The 16835-nt window shown below is 29.7% G+C and carries 19 protein-coding genes; 10 read left to right on the top strand and 9 right to left on the bottom strand.

What is annotated here, in order from left to right:
• Positions 1-163 precede the first annotated feature (163 nt).
• From B3I31_RS02210 to B3I31_RS02220, 3 genes are all read left to right on the top strand, one after another.
• A complete protein-coding gene (locus tag B3I31_RS02210; RefSeq protein ID WP_038334338.1) occupies positions 164-625 on the top strand; it encodes a MaoC family dehydratase in 462 nt (153 codons plus the stop codon).
• A 95-nt stretch (positions 626-720) separates the two neighbouring features.
• Positions 721-1635 carry a tRNA (adenosine(37)-N6)-dimethylallyltransferase MiaA gene (miaA, locus tag B3I31_RS02215; RefSeq protein ID WP_286494844.1) on the top strand — a complete coding sequence of 305 codons (915 nt, stop codon included), beginning with the start codon at positions 721-723 and terminating at the stop codon, positions 1633-1635.
• A 3-nt stretch (positions 1636-1638) separates the two neighbouring features.
• Positions 1639-2130, top strand: coding sequence for a 3'-5' exonuclease (locus tag B3I31_RS02220; RefSeq protein ID WP_038334348.1), 492 nt, complete (start codon positions 1639-1641; stop codon positions 2128-2130).
• A gap of 483 nt (positions 2131-2613) precedes the next feature.
• On the opposite strand, the gene B3I31_RS02225 is transcribed toward B3I31_RS02220, so the two are convergent.
• The 7 genes from B3I31_RS02225 to B3I31_RS02255 form a co-directional block, all read right to left on the bottom strand.
• On the bottom strand, positions 2614-2940 hold the full coding sequence (locus tag B3I31_RS02225) for a DUF493 family protein (RefSeq protein ID WP_219034621.1): 327 nt from the start codon (positions 2938-2940) through the stop codon (positions 2614-2616).
• A 95-nt stretch (positions 2941-3035) separates the two neighbouring features.
• A complete protein-coding gene (locus B3I31_RS02230; RefSeq protein ID WP_291059926.1) occupies positions 3036-3557 on the bottom strand; it encodes a GNAT family N-acetyltransferase in 522 nt (173 codons plus the stop codon).
• Positions 3557-3883 (bottom strand): DMT family transporter, encoded by a 327-nt coding sequence (locus B3I31_RS02235; RefSeq protein WP_291059928.1) that lies wholly within the window; start codon positions 3881-3883, stop codon positions 3557-3559. The genes B3I31_RS02230 and B3I31_RS02235 overlap by 1 nt, the downstream gene beginning before the upstream one ends.
• A gap of 74 nt (positions 3884-3957) precedes the next feature.
• Positions 3958-4518, bottom strand: coding sequence for a Crp/Fnr family transcriptional regulator (locus B3I31_RS02240; RefSeq protein ID WP_125349393.1), 561 nt, complete (start codon positions 4516-4518; stop codon positions 3958-3960).
• Positions 4519-4601: 83 nt separating this feature from the next.
• Complete coding sequence (locus tag B3I31_RS02245; protein WP_291059931.1) at positions 4602-5306, bottom strand: phosphoadenylyl-sulfate reductase; 705 nt, start codon at positions 5304-5306, stop codon at positions 4602-4604.
• A gap of 371 nt (positions 5307-5677) precedes the next feature.
• Positions 5678-6091, bottom strand: a complete 414-nt coding sequence (locus B3I31_RS02250) for a hypothetical protein (RefSeq protein WP_291059933.1) — start codon at positions 6089-6091, stop codon at positions 5678-5680.
• Positions 6081-6323, bottom strand: coding sequence for a hypothetical protein (locus tag B3I31_RS02255; protein ID WP_291059934.1), 243 nt, complete (start codon positions 6321-6323; stop codon positions 6081-6083). The genes B3I31_RS02250 and B3I31_RS02255 overlap by 11 nt, the downstream gene beginning before the upstream one ends.
• Before the next feature lie 120 nt (positions 6324-6443).
• Between B3I31_RS02255 and ligA the strand changes: the two genes are divergently transcribed.
• Together ligA and B3I31_RS02265 are read left to right on the top strand one after the other, a co-directional pair.
• Complete coding sequence (ligA, locus tag B3I31_RS02260) at positions 6444-8438, top strand: NAD-dependent DNA ligase LigA (RefSeq protein WP_291059936.1); 1995 nt, start codon at positions 6444-6446, stop codon at positions 8436-8438.
• Complete coding sequence (locus B3I31_RS02265; RefSeq protein WP_291048330.1) at positions 8438-8995, top strand: hypothetical protein; 558 nt, start codon at positions 8438-8440, stop codon at positions 8993-8995. Before ligA ends, B3I31_RS02265 begins: the two co-directional genes overlap by 1 nt.
• 28 nt (positions 8996-9023) lie before the next feature.
• On the opposite strand, the gene B3I31_RS02270 is transcribed toward B3I31_RS02265, so the two are convergent.
• Positions 9024-9989, bottom strand: a complete 966-nt coding sequence (locus B3I31_RS02270) for a D-2-hydroxyacid dehydrogenase family protein (protein ID WP_221854490.1) — start codon at positions 9987-9989, stop codon at positions 9024-9026.
• 37 nt (positions 9990-10026) lie between these two features.
• Positions 10027-10560, bottom strand: a complete 534-nt coding sequence (locus B3I31_RS02275) for a hypothetical protein (RefSeq protein ID WP_291048334.1) — start codon at positions 10558-10560, stop codon at positions 10027-10029.
• Between the two features lie 112 nt (positions 10561-10672).
• On the opposite strand from B3I31_RS02275, the gene B3I31_RS14595 reads away from it, so the two are divergent.
• The 5 genes from B3I31_RS14595 (at position 10673) to B3I31_RS02290 (ending at position 16827) form a co-directional block, all read left to right on the top strand.
• On the top strand, positions 10673-10894 hold the full coding sequence (locus tag B3I31_RS14595) for a hypothetical protein (RefSeq protein WP_371875736.1): 222 nt from the start codon (positions 10673-10675) through the stop codon (positions 10892-10894).
• An 18-nt stretch (positions 10895-10912) separates the two neighbouring features.
• Positions 10913-11008, top strand: coding sequence for a hypothetical protein (locus B3I31_RS14600; RefSeq protein ID WP_371875737.1), 96 nt, complete (start codon positions 10913-10915; stop codon positions 11006-11008).
• Between the two features lie 180 nt (positions 11009-11188).
• Positions 11189-14635, top strand: coding sequence for an ATP-dependent helicase (locus B3I31_RS02280; protein WP_219034629.1), 3447 nt, complete (start codon positions 11189-11191; stop codon positions 14633-14635).
• Between the two features lie 62 nt (positions 14636-14697).
• Positions 14698-15981: a glutamate-1-semialdehyde 2,1-aminomutase gene (gene hemL, locus B3I31_RS02285; RefSeq protein ID WP_125349521.1), complete on the top strand. Its 1284-nt coding sequence runs from the start codon at positions 14698-14700 to the stop codon at positions 15979-15981.
• 288 nt (positions 15982-16269) lie between these two features.
• Positions 16270-16827, top strand: a complete 558-nt coding sequence (locus B3I31_RS02290) for a hypothetical protein (protein WP_291048342.1) — start codon at positions 16270-16272, stop codon at positions 16825-16827.
• The last annotated feature ends 8 nt before the right edge of the window (positions 16828-16835 follow it).

The following is a 16835-nucleotide window of genomic DNA, read 5'->3' on the forward strand; positions in this document are numbered from 1 at the left end:
CAATAAATTAAATAGCTATAAAAAATCCGATTGAATTTTCAGTCGGATTTTTTATTTTTAGATTATTCAAAAAATGCTCTCTTTCTCATAAATAAAATTTATTATCTGACGATTATTCATTAGATTTGAGCAATACAATACTAAAAACTAAAACACCTGAATAATGGTAATTATTAATAATTTCGATGAATACAAAGCTTTCGAAGGTAAAGAAATCGGTAAATCTGACTGGCATATAATAAATCAAGAACAAATCAATCGCTTTGCTGATGCAACTTTAGATCATCAATGGATTCATACAGATCCTGAAAAAGCAGCTAACGAAGGACCTTTCAAAAAAACAATAGCGCATGGTTATTTAACGCTATCTTTAATTCCACATTTGTGGGATCAAATTGCGGAAGTGCGCAACATCAAAATGTTAATCAATTATGGAATTGAAAATTTGAGATTTGGACAAGCTGTTTTGGTTGATAGTGAGGTAAGATTAACTGCAAAATTGAAATCTATTACTAATTTGAGAGGAATTGCAAAAGTTGTCATCGAAGCAAATTTAGAAATTAAAGATAATCCGAAACCTGCTTATACGGCGGATGTGGTTTTCCTTTACCACTTTAATGATTAATTAAAGATCAATATAATTTACAAAGCTTCTATTTTTTATAGAAGCTTTTTCTTTTCATAAAATATCGAAGTATCTTGCGCTCGATTTCATATAACATGCAAAAAATTCAAAATAATAAAACCTTAATTTCTATTGTTGGACCAACTGCAATTGGTAAAACCAATTTGGCAATAGAAGTTGCAAAACATTTTCAATCCGAAATTATTTCTTGTGATAGTCGTCAATTTTTCAAAGAAATGAAGATAGGAACTGCTGTTCCTTCTGAGGAAGAATTGACTGAAGTGAAGCATCATTTTATTCAAAATATTTCTATTCACGAAAAATATTCGGTTGGTGATTTTGAGCGTGATGGCTTAGCTTTTTTGAATAATTATTTCAAAACAAATGACATTTGCGTCATGGTTGGTGGATCTGGTTTATATGAAAAAGCGATCACAGTTGGCTTTGACGAATTTCCTGATGTTAATCCTAAAATTAGAGAAGATTTGAATAATGAGCTTGCTGAATTTGGAATTGAAAAATTGCAAAAAGAATTGCAAGAAGTCGATCCAAAGTATTTTGAAGAAGTTGATATTTTCAATAAACAGCGTGTAACACGTGCTTTAGAAATTTTTAGATCTTCGGGTTTACCTTTCTCTAACTTCAGAAATCAAGATTTGAACAAACATCCATTTAACATAATTAAAATCGGTTTAGAACTTCCTCGCGAAGAAATGTACGACCGAATCAATCGTCGAGTTGATATTATGATGAACGAAGGTTTATTAAATGAAGCAAAAAATTTATTTCCTTTAAAAGATTTGAATGCTTTGCAAACTGTTGGTTATCGAGAATTGTTCGACTTTTTTGAAGAGAAAATTACATTGGATTTTGCGATAGAAGAAATCAAAAAGAATACAAGACGTTTTGCAAAACGTCAAATGACATGGTTCAAAAAAGATGAAACTGTCAATTGGTTTTCTCCTTTCGAACAAGAAAATATCATTAATTTTATATCGAACAAAATATAAATTATGGAAAATTTTGTTGCCATCGATTTCGAAACTGCAAACAATTATCGTAATTCTGCTTGCGCGGTTGGAATTGTAACTGTGACAGATAATGTGATTACAGACGAGTATTACACGTTAATTCAACCACCACAAAATCAATATAATTATCATAATATTTTGGTTCATGGAATTCGTCCCGAAGACACAATTGATGCACCAAGTTTTGAAGACGTCTATTTTGAAATCAAACATCGTTTACAAAATCAGCTTGTTGTTGCACATAACGAATCGTTTGATCGTTCTGTTTTGAAGAATACAATGGAGTTTTATAGCCTCAATTACTCTCAACTTAACCTTGCCGAAAAGTGGGAATGTACATACAGAATTTTCAAACAGAAAGGAATTGTTCCTACAAAATTATCCGATTGTGCTCGCCGATTTAATCTTCAACTCAACCATCATGAAGCTTTATCTGATGCAAAAGTTTGTGCTCAATTATACTTATTAAAATAGTTTTACTAAAAATTTATCTGATTAAACATTTAAAAAACAATTCTACATTAATTATAATAAATTTATATTCAGCAATATATCCATTTACAAATATTTGTAAGTATTTACAAGTATTTAAAATTGATTAATAATAACTTTAATAACTCACTATTTCTAAGAAAATTTAATAAAGCAAAAATTCTATTCTAAATAAGTTGATTTTATGAAATGAATTGAGAATGCAAAATTTTGAAAATTAACTTTCAAAATTTTATAAAATGAAGTATAAACTAAAATTTAGTTCCGATAAATCTTTGCAAGTTGAAAAAAATAATAATTTAAAAAATTGATTTCAATTGTTTTTATCGAAGAAGTAAAATAATCACATTATGTATTTAACATAATAAAGAGGGTTACTCTGGGAACATTAATTTCATAATTGAAAAATTGATACCTCCCTACTCTTTTTAAAAAGATAAAAAAAGGTTGCATTTGCAACCTTTTTTATAACATTATAACGCCTTCTATCTTCGAAACTTCTTTGTAATAATTGATTACTGTATCCGCATCAATCACATAAAGTTTAATCGAAATAGATGTATATTTTCTATTTTTTGAAGCTTTGTAATCAAATTCAGCATTCGTTCCTGCAAAAATATCTTTGATTTTTTCCATCGTTTCTTCACTTGAAGGATAAATGAATTTGAACAAATAATCAGCTGGAAATTTTTGTACATCATCTAATCTTTCTTTGAATTTTGCATAAAAATCTTGCTCATTGTGAGAGCTATCTGGTATTTCTTCGAATGTATAATCTCTATTTGTGTCCATATCTATTATTTTTTTGTTACAATGTCAAAAACAATACCACTTCACATTATTGATAAAATATAGAATTAATAAGACATTTTGACATATTATAAATCTTATAATTTTAATCTCATTAAATAATCTATTTGCTCATCATCACCAAGTTTAAAAATGTGTTGATCAAATTTTTCGAAACCATTTTTTAAATAGAAACTAATTGCAGAAACATTCTTTTCCCAAACTCCCAGCCAAATTGTATGTAGGTTGAGATTCTTCGTTATTTCTACAGCTTTATTAAAAAGAATTTGTCCAATTTTCTTTCCTTGAAACGATTCTAACACATAAATTCTTTCAATTTCTAAAGAATTCATATCATAAACTTCTGTTTGAGCATCACCAATATTCAATTTCAGATAACCGACAATTTCTTGATTAATCATTGCAAAAAAGAACAACGAATTTTGATTCTTTAATTCTTTTAATAATTGATCTTCTGAAAAACTTTCGGTCAAATATTTTTGCATATCCTCTTCTGAATTAGAAGAAGAAAATGTATCTGCAAATGTCTTTTTAGAGATTTCTTGAAGTTTTAAAATATCTTTTCCTTCAACTCTTTTTATTGTAATTTCTTCGTTCATTAATGCGAAACAAATTTTAATCCTACAATTGAACTAATTAATGTAAAAATAAAGAATATTCTCCAAAAATTAGCAGGTTCTTTGAATACAAAAATTCCAATTAAAACTGTTCCAACAGCGCCAATTCCAGTCCAAACAGCATAAGCAGTTCCCAAAGGTAAAGTTTGTGTTGCTTTGATTAATAACGTCATACTTGCAACCAAACATATTGCAAAAGCGCCATACCACATATACATTTCTGAGCCTGTTGTTTCTTTGGCTTTTCCTAAAGATGATGTAAATCCAATCTCGAATAATCCTCCTAAAATCAATAAAATCCAATTCATTTTGTTAATATTTTACTGCAAAGATGAATTAGAAAAAAATAGTATTTTTTTACAAATGTTAAAAAATTATTCGCTTAAATTTCGGCGCGAATCCTACTTAATGTTACTTGGGAAATTCCTAAATATGACGCGATATAACCTAATTGCACACGATTAATCAAACTTGGATTTTCTTCTAACAATTTTTTATAACGATCAATCGCCGTTCCTAGTTGCCTAGAAATAAAACGCTCTTCAGTTTTTATCAATTCAATTTCAGCAAGTTTTCTTCCCCAATTTGCAATCTCTAAATTAGTTGCGTAAAATAACTGTAAATCAGAAGATTTAATTTCATATAACTCACAATCTTCCATTAATTCAATTGTTTCGTAGCCAATTTTATTTTCGACATAACTTCGCATCGATAAAATCAAATCGCCTTCTTTCCCAAACCAAAACGTAATTTCTTTTCCATCGTCTATCGTATACGCACGAACAATTCCTTTTTTGATGAAATATAACTTTTTCTCAACTTTATCGGCATCAATAAGCGTGGTGTTTTTTGATAATCGAATTAGTTGAATTTTATCTGCAATCAACTGAATAGACTGCGAGGAAAGTGGTGAAATTTGATCTAAGATTTGTTCTATTTCCATTATTGAAACTTGTCTAGTAAAAGTAAACAAAAAACTCAACCTAAAATAGGCTGAGTCATTCAAATTAAATTAACACCTGAAGTCTACTTTGCATGTAGACCGCATTCTTTTTTACTATTATCTTCCCACCACCATCTACCGGCACGAAAATCTTCGCCTTCGTTTATCGCTCGTGTGCAAGGAGCGCAACCAATACTTATAAAACCCTTGTCGTGTAACGGGTTGTAGGGAATTCTGTTTTCTTTTAAATAATCAAAACAATCCTCTGTTGTAAAATCAATCAATGGATTCAATTTGAATAATTGTTTTTCTTCATCAAACTCTATTTCGTGCATATCATGTCGATTATTCGATTGCTCTGCGCGCAAACCTGTAATCCAAACTGATGCTTCTTTTAATGCACGATTCAGAGGAATTACTTTTCTGATATAGCAACATTGTTTTCTCAAATCAACTGAATCATAAAAAGGATTAATTCCATTTTCTTCAACAAATTTTTCTAATTCTTCTGTTGGCGGATAAAATGGTTTAATCTTGACTTGATATTTCAATTCCGTTTTATTCCACGTATTGTATGTTTCCTGAAAAACACGTCCTGTATCTAAAGTAAAAATCTCAATATTGTCTAATTTTTGACTCAAAATAGCATGAGAAATAACTTGATCTTCGAAACCAAAACTTGTCGAAAAAACTATTTTTTCTTTTACGTTGTTATTCAAAAACAATAATTTTTCTTCTAAACTTGACTGCCCTATTACTTCCTCTAATATTTCTTTTAGTTGATTCATTTTGTTTATATAATCTCTATAGTTTTTATAGAGTAATTATTTTTAACAAATGTATCAATTCCAACTTTCTAAAACAATACTAATCTCGACTAATTTTATAGATATAACGCAATATAGAATCAATAAATTATATAAGCAAATTTTATTTATACTTTAATCATTAACGAGAATGAATTGTCACATTCGTAAAAAAGAAGAAAAATAGGCCAAATTGGCATTAAACAGAGGTTTTAAAAGAGTTTAAATTATTAATTAACTCAAAAAACAATACAAATATTAGGATAAAAATATTTTAAATACGCTAAAAATAAATTCTATCTAATCATCTTCGAGAACAAATTATGAATATCGCAAACGAAAAAAGTCAAACTTTACAAAGTCTGACTTTTTAATTTATATCTTTTATAATGATGAATTAACACAAAAGTGGATGAAAATAACCAAATCCAATAACCAAAAAGTGGTAAATCATATTCATGTATTTGTAAAATATCTAATCTTGTCAAATGATTAATTCCGTATAATGACATTTGAATAACAGCGATAATACCTAATATTAATCCTATTTTTTTCTTATAAAAAATCCAAGATAATAATAATGTAAAGTTCCCTAACCAACAAAAAAAGTCCAAATAGGGAAAAGTCATCCAACCAAGATATGCATAAACATAACCAAAATATCCTTCTGGATCATCAAAAATGAAATGCACAGGCAAAATTAAACTCACCAAATAGGTCAAAATACTTACATATAAAAACAGATTATTTTTCCAATTAAGCTTCAATTTTCTCTATTTGCTTTTCTAATTTTTTATTCTCTTTTTTCAATTTGTTTTGAGGACTAAACATCGCATAAACCAACAAACCTACTCCTACTCCAACAACAGCTCCAATTTTTTCGTTCTTATTAATCGCTTTCGAAATTGCAATTCCTGCAGCTGCTCCAGTTGTTACGATTGAAACTGTATTTTCAAAACCTTTTGATTTTGTGTCCAAAACCTCTAATAAATTATTCATAGTTGATTATTTTTTTTTAATAGTTGCAATAAATATTCCTAAATATAAATCATTCCAAATTATTTTAAAAATTGTTCGTATTAATTCAAGTGTTTATCTTTGTTCGGTAACATTTTTAGAATGGAAATACAAGACAAAATTTTAGCGCTTCGAGAAGAGCTTACTCAGCATAATTACAATTATTACGTTTTAGATAATCCGACAATTTCTGATTTCGAATTTGATTTGAAACTGAAAGAATTGAAACGATTAGAAGACGAAAATCCTATCTTTTTTGATGTCAATTCCCCTACACAACGCGTTGGTGGAATGGTTACAAAAAATTTCCCGACGATTACACACGAATTTAGAATGTATTCGTTAGACAATTCATATTCAGTTGAAGATTTGCAAGATTGGGAAAAACGAATTGAGAAAACGTTAGGTGAAAAAGTAGAATTTGTTTGCGAATTGAAATATGATGGCGCTTCGATTTCTATTTTGTACGAAAACGGCGAATTGACGCAGGCTGTAACGCGTGGAGATGGAACACAAGGTGATGAAATCACGAATAATATTCGTACAATACAATCTGTTCCATTGAAATTGAAAGGAAATTATCCTGAACGATTTTATATGCGTGGCGAAATTACAATTCCGCTCAATAAATTTGCTTCAATTAATGAAGAACGTGCTAATAATGGTTTAGAATTGTATGCAAATCCTCGAAATACCGCTTCTGGATCGTTGAAATTACAAGATAATACAGAAGTTGCGAAACGTGGTTTACAATGTTTTCCGTATTATTTTATCGGAAATAATTTGCCTTATTCTACGCAATGGGAAATGCTACAAGCCGCTGATGAATTAGGTTTTAAGATTCCACATACATCAAAATTATGTACTTCTTTGGAAGAAGTTTTAGCTTTTGTAGATCATTGGGATATCGAACGTAAAAATTTACCTTACGAAACGGACGGAATTGTGATCAAAGTTAATTCTTTTTCACAACAAGACGAATTAGGTTATACTGCAAAATCTCCACGTTGGGCAATGGCATATAAATTCAAAGCTGAAGCTGCCGAAACCGAATTATTGAGTATCGATTATCAAATTGGTCGTACTGGAGCAATTACGCCTGTTGCGAATCTTGCGCCTGTTTCTTTGGCTGGAACTATCGTAAAACGTGCTTCTGTCCACAACGAAGATATTATCAAAAAGTTGGATATCCGCATTGGTGATATGGTTTATGTGGAAAAAGGAGGCGAAATTATTCCGAAAATTGTTGGTGTTAATACTGATGTTCGTCAACCTGAAACCGAAGAAATCGAATTCATTAAAAATTGTCCTTCTTGCGGAACAAAATTAATTCGTAACGAAGGCGAAGCGCAACATTATTGCCCAAATGAGAATGGTTGCGAACCGCAAATTATTGGAAAATTAGAGCATTTTGTTTCTCGAAAAGCAATGGATATTGAGAGTATTGGTGGTGAAACAGCGGTTTTGTTACACAAAGCAAATTTGCTAAATAACATTGCTGATTTTTATACTTTACAAAAAGAAGATATTTTGCCTTTGGAAAGAATGGCTGAAAAATCTGCTCAAAATATTATTAATTCTGTCGAAAAATCTAAAGAGCAACCTTTCGAAAAGGTGTTGTATGCAATTGGAATTCGTCATGTTGGTGAAACGGTTGCAAAAAAATTGGTTAAACATTTTCAAACGATTGATCGTTTGATGAATGCAACAATGGAAGAATTGGTTTCTGTAACGGATGTTGGAGAAAAAATTGCAATTTCGATTAAGGAATATTTTAAAGAAGAACAACATCAGATTTTGATTCAACGTTTACGCGATTATGGATTGAATTTCGAGATTGGCGAAGAGGCAAAACCTTTGTCAGATTCTTTGGAAGGCAAAACGTTTTTGTTTACAGGAACTTTGACTAAATTCAATCGAACTGATGCACAAAAAATGGTTGAAGATCATGGCGGGAAAAATATTTCTGCAGTTTCTAAAAACTTAAATTTCTTGGTTGCTGGCGATAAAGCTGGAAGTAAACTGAAAAAAGCAGAAGAAATAGGAACAGTTGTCGTGTTGACTGAGGACGAATTTTTAAATATGATTAACGGCTAATGGAATCAGGATTAATTGCTGTCATTATATTCGGAATTGTATTATTGATTTTGATTCCATTTATATATTATGGATTGAGAATGGCAGGCTACAACAAAGCTGCAATGATAGTTTCGCTTGCGATATTTTTTATTGTGATGATTCCGATGGTGAAATATGGTTACAGAAGTCAAATGTATTCTAATGATGATTTGAAAACCGATTTACACCAAGCTGGAATTGGGTTTAAAGGAAATTTAAAAATTGTTTCGACAGTTATTTCTGGAATTAAAAACATGAAACAAGAAACAGTTTTGATTATGGATTCTGCCGATGTCAATACCATTATTAATCGAATAGAAACTGATCCTCGATTCAAAATTTCTCCAGTAATATTGAGTTTGAAAGAAGAATTAGGTTCAAATGCAAAACATAAAACCAATAGAAATTATCGTTTTAAGGATAATTTTATTTTAGAAACTTACGGAATGTCTGATGATTACACGATTCGATATTCAGAACTGAAATTTAGAAAAGGAAACGACACGGTTTTCTTCAAAAAAGAAGAAGTGTATTAAAAAAATCCGTCAATTGACGGATTTTTTATTAATCTAAAACTTCAAGATTTGCAATATTGATTGGATTTCCTTCAATATAATTCACAACATTTTCAAAAGCTTTTGAGAAATATAATTCGTAACTATTTTCTTCAACGTAACCCAAATGCGGCGTACAAATTACATTCGGATTCGTTAGAAATTCATTATTTTTATCATAAATTGGTTCAGAGTTATATACATCTAAAGCAGCATAAGTTGGTGTATTTTGACTTAAAGCTTTACTTAAATCATTTTTCTTAATTAGTTCAGCTCTAGAAGTATTTACAATAATTGCATCATGTTTCATTAATTTCAAATCTTCAAATTTCACAATACCTTTTGTTTGCTCATTTAATCGAATATGAAGTGTAACAACATCGCTTGTAGAGAAAAAATCTTCTTTAGAATTACTTGCTTGAAAACCATCCTCCAATGCTTTTTGACGAGAATTTTCACTTCCCCAAACTTGCACTTTCGTTCCAAAAGCTTTTGCATATTGTGCAATCATCTGTCCTATTTTTCCATATCCCCAAATTCCAATTGTTTTACCATTTATTGTAGAACCAATATTAGTCTGCCACTCGCCTTTTTTCATCGCTTCGATAGCTTGAGGTATTTTTCGAGTTGCATTCATTATCAACATCCAAGTTAATTCGGCTGGAGCAATAGGAGAACCAATTCCTTCTGACACAGCAACTCCACTACTTGTACAAGCGGCTAAATCTAAATGATTTGAAATTTTGCCTGTTTGACTAATTAATTTCAAATTTGGTAAAAGGGATAATAATTCTTCATTTATTTTCGTACGTTCTCTTATCAAAACTAAAATTTGAACATCCTCAATTTCTTTTGCTAAATCCTTTGTATTTGTATATGAACGATTTAAAACCTTAACATCATAATCTTTTATTAAATCAAAACATTTCAAATACGGTACAGCATTTTGATAATCATCTAATATGGCAATTTTCATTGTTTAATTTTTAATAAATGTAGTTATTTTGATTTATCTAATTACTTTTCTCTTTCTTAATTATCTCATCAAATTCGTCCAAAGTATCTTTACTTTCAGTTTTGTAATTTTTAGATTTTCCTATAAAATGAATCAATTTTCTATCTTCAAAATAATAACGAAATTCTTCAATTTTCGATTTTTTATCATCAAATCCTTTCCAATATAAAGGAAAATTATAAGTTGTACCTTGTTCAAAAACAAAAGACAATTTATCATTTAACAAATAATATTCGGCTAAATATTGACCTGATTTTCCAAATTTTCGAACCACAATTTTTTCTAATTTATCGTTCAAAAAATAATAATTAATAAAACCACCTTCGGTAGAATCATCAGTTTCAATTTCTTTTATTTTTGTCCAAATTTTAATCGAATTAATTCGATTAAAATTTGATTTAATTGGATCTAATTTATTTTTAAAATCTTTTGAAATAATAACTTCAGAACTTTTAGAATCTTTTTGTTTTTGAGCAAATACATTAAATAAACTAAAAATAATAAACGAAATTAATAAAAGAGTTTTCTTCATTGTACTAAAATTATTTCCATAAAATTCAATAAAATAAACTAATTTTCAATCAATAATAATAGTGAATTTTATGCAATTTTGAGTCGCTCGTCATACCAATCAAATCAACTAAATAAAAAAATTCTATACTAAAGTTTTAAATTTTGAAATTCTTGGAGAGTTTCAAAATCATAATGGATATGATGGTATTTTTATTGGAAAACCAGATTTAAACTGGCATCTAAAATTTACAACAACTCACGAAAATATAAATCATCACTTTGATGAAGACAATTGTTTGGTATTTTATCCAACAACACAACAAGAATATGAAAAAATTATTGAGCGTTTATAATTTCATCATATCAAACCAATAAAATCTAAAAATCCATATTGGAATGATAACGGAATTTCTTTCTTAGATCCTGATGGATTTGCTGTCATTGTTTCACCTTTGAGAATTAAATAATTTGAAAAAATTCAAATTCTTAATTATCCGATGAATAAAAAATTAAATCCTTGGTATAAATTACAACAAGGTAAAATTAAAACTCCAAAATGGTTGTTTACAAGTGATGATTGGAAAACGTGGGATTAAACGTCTTTTTAATACAATATTTAGTCTTAATTTTACACCAAATTAATCGCCGTGAATCGAGAAGAAATAGGAAATCAACTGCTAAATGAAGTTTTACAAATTCAACTTGCCAATAAACCAATCAATTTTAAATATTTAGATTTAAAACGTTTGGTTGAAAATATTGCATTTGAGTTGACAAAAAACGAAGCTTTACAGTTTTCTAACTTTTTCTCGAAGCTATCTTTTATCTGTAATCAATACCAAGTTTCCACTAAAATTCATTCCTTTCGTAAAACGGCTCAACGAATTCTGAGCGAGAAATACGAACCGACAGAACACGAATATTTTACACATTATAAATATGTTGCAGATTTTATTTCTTCGATTTATGAAGTAATGATTCCAGCAGAAATTATCTACTATTTTCCTGAAAAAGAATTTTATACAAACAAAATTCTTACTCGAAATCGGGTTAAAAAATTGCGTGTTCAAGTGATTGAAATCAAACGAGATTGTTTGATTTGCGATCATGAAGATAATGAAACAGAAGAAAATATTACAGTTCAAATTGATGAGGATGGCGTAAATGAAAACTTTACTTCTGTTGAGGATTTTTGGGTTGGTGCACAATTAAATTTAGTCAATTCGACGATTGATGAAGAAGGAATTTATCATCCACGTTTTATCATTCTCGAACCAGATTATTTGGTTGATATTTCGGCAATTGCTGAATGTTTTCAGGATTATGGAACTTCTGAATTGCATTATATTCAGAAAAAATTTGAAGAATCGCCAAATAGTAAACACATTCGTTTAGGAAATTTTGCCAATTCAGTAGTCGATCATTTTTCAACAGAAAACATTGAAAACACAGATTTTAATGAGATTTTCAAGAATGATTTCAAAAATTATCCATTAGAATATACGGCTTGCAACGATTTGACGAATCCACAAGACTTGAAAGATTATTATCTGGAAGCAAAAGGTCATTTTGACCGTATTCAAAAAGTGTTGACCGAGGATTTTCCTCAATATGATATTTCGTTGGATCGTGCATTAATAGAGCCTTCATTTTTGTGCGAACAATATGGTATTCAGGGTCGTTTAGATTTATTAGACATTAATCCCGAAGGAAAAAATAAAATTATCGAGCTGAAATCTGGTGGTGCACCTTTTCCTGATGATGGAAAAAGTGTCAAGCCAAATCATGCGACGCAGCTCTTTTTATATTACCAAATTATTGGTGTTTTATATGATTTAGAGTTTAAAGATGTCACAAAAAACACCGAAGGTTATATCTTCTATTCGAAAGTATATCAAGGAAATTTACGTTTTGATGTGCCAACTTTAGCGCGAGTTCAACGTATTTTTGATTTACGAAATCGAATAATTATCAATGAAAATCGGTTAGCAAATCATGCATTAACCGATATTGAATCAACTATTTATTCGATTAAACCTGCCAATTTTATCAAACGAAAAATTAATCCTCGTTTCAAAGAAATTTTAGAAGAACAGTTGGATAAATTTATCTATCCGATCAAAAATAGTTCACCGTTAGAAAAAGCTTATTTTTATTCGTTTACGAATTTCATTGCGAAAGAGCAATATATGGCGAAACTTGGTTTGGGACAATCAACTTCTAACAACGGTTTGGCGAGTTTGTGGCTGAATACTTTCGAAGAAAAAAATAATAATTTCGAGATTATTTATGATTTAGAAATTGTAGAAAATCATATTTCTGATCCAAAACGTGAAATCAAGTTAAAAAGAACTAATCCTGCGAATGATTTTATTTCGATTCGCGAAGGTGATATTTGCATTCTTTATCCAAGAAATAATTTCAAAGATTCGGTTTTAACAAATCAGGTTTTTAAATGTACCATCAAAAGTATTTCGAGAGAATTTATTGTGTTGCGTTTTCGTTATCAGCAGCCCAACACACGCTTTTTTGATTCGTTTGATTCATCAGGAAAATGGGCTTTGGAACGCGATTTTATGGATTCTTCTTTTGTTTCGATGTACCGAAATCTGTATGGATTAATTCATTCTTCTAAAGCAAAAAAAGATTTGATTTTAACGCAATCTATTCCAAGAAATCAAATGGATTATGCGTATTTTAACTCAAATCTTTCGGATGAACAAAATCGAATCTTGAAAAAAGCGCTTTCTTCTAAAGATTATTTCTTGTTGAATGGACCTCCAGGAACAGGAAAAACATCGATTATCATCAAAGAATTGGTGAAAGAAATCTACGAGAAACAAGATTGTAATATTTTGCTTTTGGCGTATACAAATCGTGCGGTTGATGAATTATGTGAATCGATAAATTCGGCTATTTCTGATCAAATTGAACAAAAGTTCATCAGAATTGGGAATGAATTATCTACTTCTCCTGAATTTCATCCTAATTTATTGAATAAAATTATCGAGCAAAAAGATGTTGATTTAGAGCAAAAAGGAGAAAAATTTTCGAGAAAAACAATTCAAGATATTATTCGTAAACAACGCATTTTTGTTTCGACGGTTGCTTCAATTTCGAGTAAAAATGATATTCTGAAATTAAAGAAATTTGATACAATTATTATTGATGAAGCTTCACAAATTTTAGAACCACAAATTGTTGGAATTCTACCAAAAGCAGAACGTTTTATCATGATTGGTGATCACAAACAGTTGCCTGCAATTGTTTTGCAAAATCCTGAATTAGCAAAAACGAACAACGAATTATTAGAAAATATTGGTTTAATCAATCGTAAAAACTCAATTTTCGAACGTTTGTATGAATTTTGTGAGCGTAATAATAACGAAAATTCATTTGACCAATTGACTTATCAAGGAAGAATGCATGCTGAAATTGCAGATTTTCCGAACAATTATTTTTATGATGGAAAATTAAATGTTGCCTATGATATTCCAAATTTGAATGAAGAGATTAAGCAAAGTTTACATCGCCAACGTGCAGATTTACATTTTGAAAATCATAATCAATCAAATGATTTACAAAACTTTATTACGAATCATCGTTTTGCGTTTATCAATGTGGACGAAAATCCTTATTTGCCTTCAACGAATGAGCAAGAAGCCGATTTGATTGTGAAATTTGTACAAGAAATTATTCATTTATACGAAATCAATAAAAAAGAATTTGATGCAAAGAAAACAATTGGAATTATTGCGCCTTTCCGTAATCAAATTGCCTTGATTAAACAAAAATTAGAATTAGCAAATATTCCTAATTACGAGCAAATAACGGTTGATACAGTTGAGCGTTATCAAGGAAGTCAGCGCGATATTATTTTGTATAGTTTTGCGGTAACATATTATTCACAATTGAATGCGTTGGTGAATATGAATGACCAAGGAAATGTTGACCGAAAACTAAATGTGGCGTTAACACGTGCAAAAGAGCAATTATTTTTGATTGGAAATCAAACGATTTTGAAAGAAAATCAATTGATTAAAACATTAATTGAGTATTTAGAAAATAAATCTTCACATAAACTTATAATCTAATCAAAATCACTTCATAATTCATTTAAGATTCAGTAAATTTGTGCAACTATTTTTGTAAAATTATGTTGTATCAAAGAAGTAGCGCATTATTCAAAGACGCGCAAGAATATATTCCAGGAGGTGTAAATTCTCCTGTTCGTGCATTTAAATCTGTTGGAGGAACGCCAATTTTTATCAAAAAAGCCGAAGGTGCTTATATTTATGATGAAGATGGACGTGCTTACGTAGATTACATCAATTCTTGGGGACCAATGATTATTGGACACACAGATCCGCGTGTTTTGAATGCGACTGTTGAGCAGATGAAAAATGGTTTTTCTTTTGGTACACCAACTGAATTGGAAACTGAAATTGCAAAATTAATTACTTCTGTAGTTCCAAACATCGATATGGTTCGTATGGTGAACTCAGGTACAGAAGCTTGTATGTCGTCAATTCGTTTGGCAAGAGGTTATACAAATCGTGATAAAATTGTAAAGTTTGAAGGTTGTTACCATGGACATTCAGATTCATTTTTGATTAAAGCTGGTTCTGGTGCTGCAACTTTCGGAAATCCAAATTCTCCGGGTGTAACACAAGGAACTGCAAAAGATACGTTGTTGGCAGAATACAATAATTTGGAAGATGTAAAAGCTTTATTCGAACAAAATAAAGACGAAATTGCAGCTATTATTGTTGAGCCAATTGCAGGAAACATGGGATGTATTGTTCCAGAAAAAGGTTTCTTAGAAGGATTAAGACAAATTTGTGATGAAAATGGAGCTTTATTAATTTTTGATGAAGTAATGACAGGTTTCCGTCAAGCGATGGGAGGTTCTCAAGAACGTTTAAACATCAATGCAGATATTGTAACATTTGGTAAAGTAATTGGCGGAGGTTTCCCTGTTGGTGCTTTTGCTGCTCGTCGCGAAATCATGAATCACCTTGCTCCTCTTGGCCCTGTTTATCAAGCGGGAACATTATCAGGAAATCCAATTGCTATGCGTGCTGGTATCACAACATTGAATATTATCAATAATGATAGAGCATTATTCAATAGAATTGATAACGCTACAGAAACTTTAGATGTTGAAATTTCTAAAATCTTTGCAGAAAAAGGAATTCCAAATCATATCAATCGTTTAGGGTCGATGATGTCTGTTTTCTTTACAGAGCAAACGGAAATTAAAAACTTTACAGATGTGACCAAATGTAACCACGAAAGATTCAACAAATTTTTCCATCATTTATTAACGAACGAAGTTTACATTGCTCCTTCTGGATACGAAACTTGGTTTATTTCTGATGCAATTAAAGATGCTGAAATTAATAAAACATTAGACGCTGTAAGAAGCTTCGAAGGTTAAACATAAACAAAAAATGCAGTAGAAAAACTACTGCATTTTTTTATTCTATTTTGGAACTACATTTTTGCGTCCATCAATTTTTCTGTTTTATCAGGTGATTTGCCCATTTTAATAACAAACGCTTTGTTTGAATTATAATTTTTCGGAAGTAAAATATCGTAATAGGTATTTTTATCTAAATCGAAACCAATTCTGAAATAATTCAACTAAAGTCAAAAAAACATAAATCAAAAATTGATAACTATACAAATCAATGAAATTATTATATTTACTAAAATTCATAATGATATGATTACAAATTACTTTAAACTACTACTTGCATCTAGTATAATTCTTATTAATTTTGGATGTAAAGATGATGATGGTTTTTCGGAAGAAGATGTAGTTGAGACTTATAATATTGTGTCCTATAAAGCTAATATCCCAGTTGATTTAAACAATGATAAAAAAACATCAACTAATTTGTTGGATGAAATTGAAATTCTTAATAAACAAGAGAACTTTTTAGAAGTTAGACCTAAAGTAAAATTAATCTCCTTTAATTTTCCTCTAACATTAATAAATTATGATTATCCAAGTATACCAAGCGGTTATGCAGATTTTGTAAAATATGGATTTGTAACATCTACAACATTATCGGATAAAGTAATGGTTATAAAAGATAGTAGTTATACAGAAAGCAACTATACTGGTAACAAGGAAAATAAAAAAAATGTTTCTATTGAAAATTTAAAAATTATAGACTACAATCGTCTATCTACAAATATTACAAAGTCATATTATGATTTTAGCACCAAACAATGGATTGAATTGAATATTGAAGTTATTTTTCAAAAAAGAATATAAAAAAAGCT

The organism is Empedobacter sp. UBA3475 (assembly GCF_002378465.1).
Lineage (GTDB): Bacteria > Bacteroidota > Bacteroidia > Flavobacteriales > Weeksellaceae > Empedobacter > Empedobacter falsenii_B.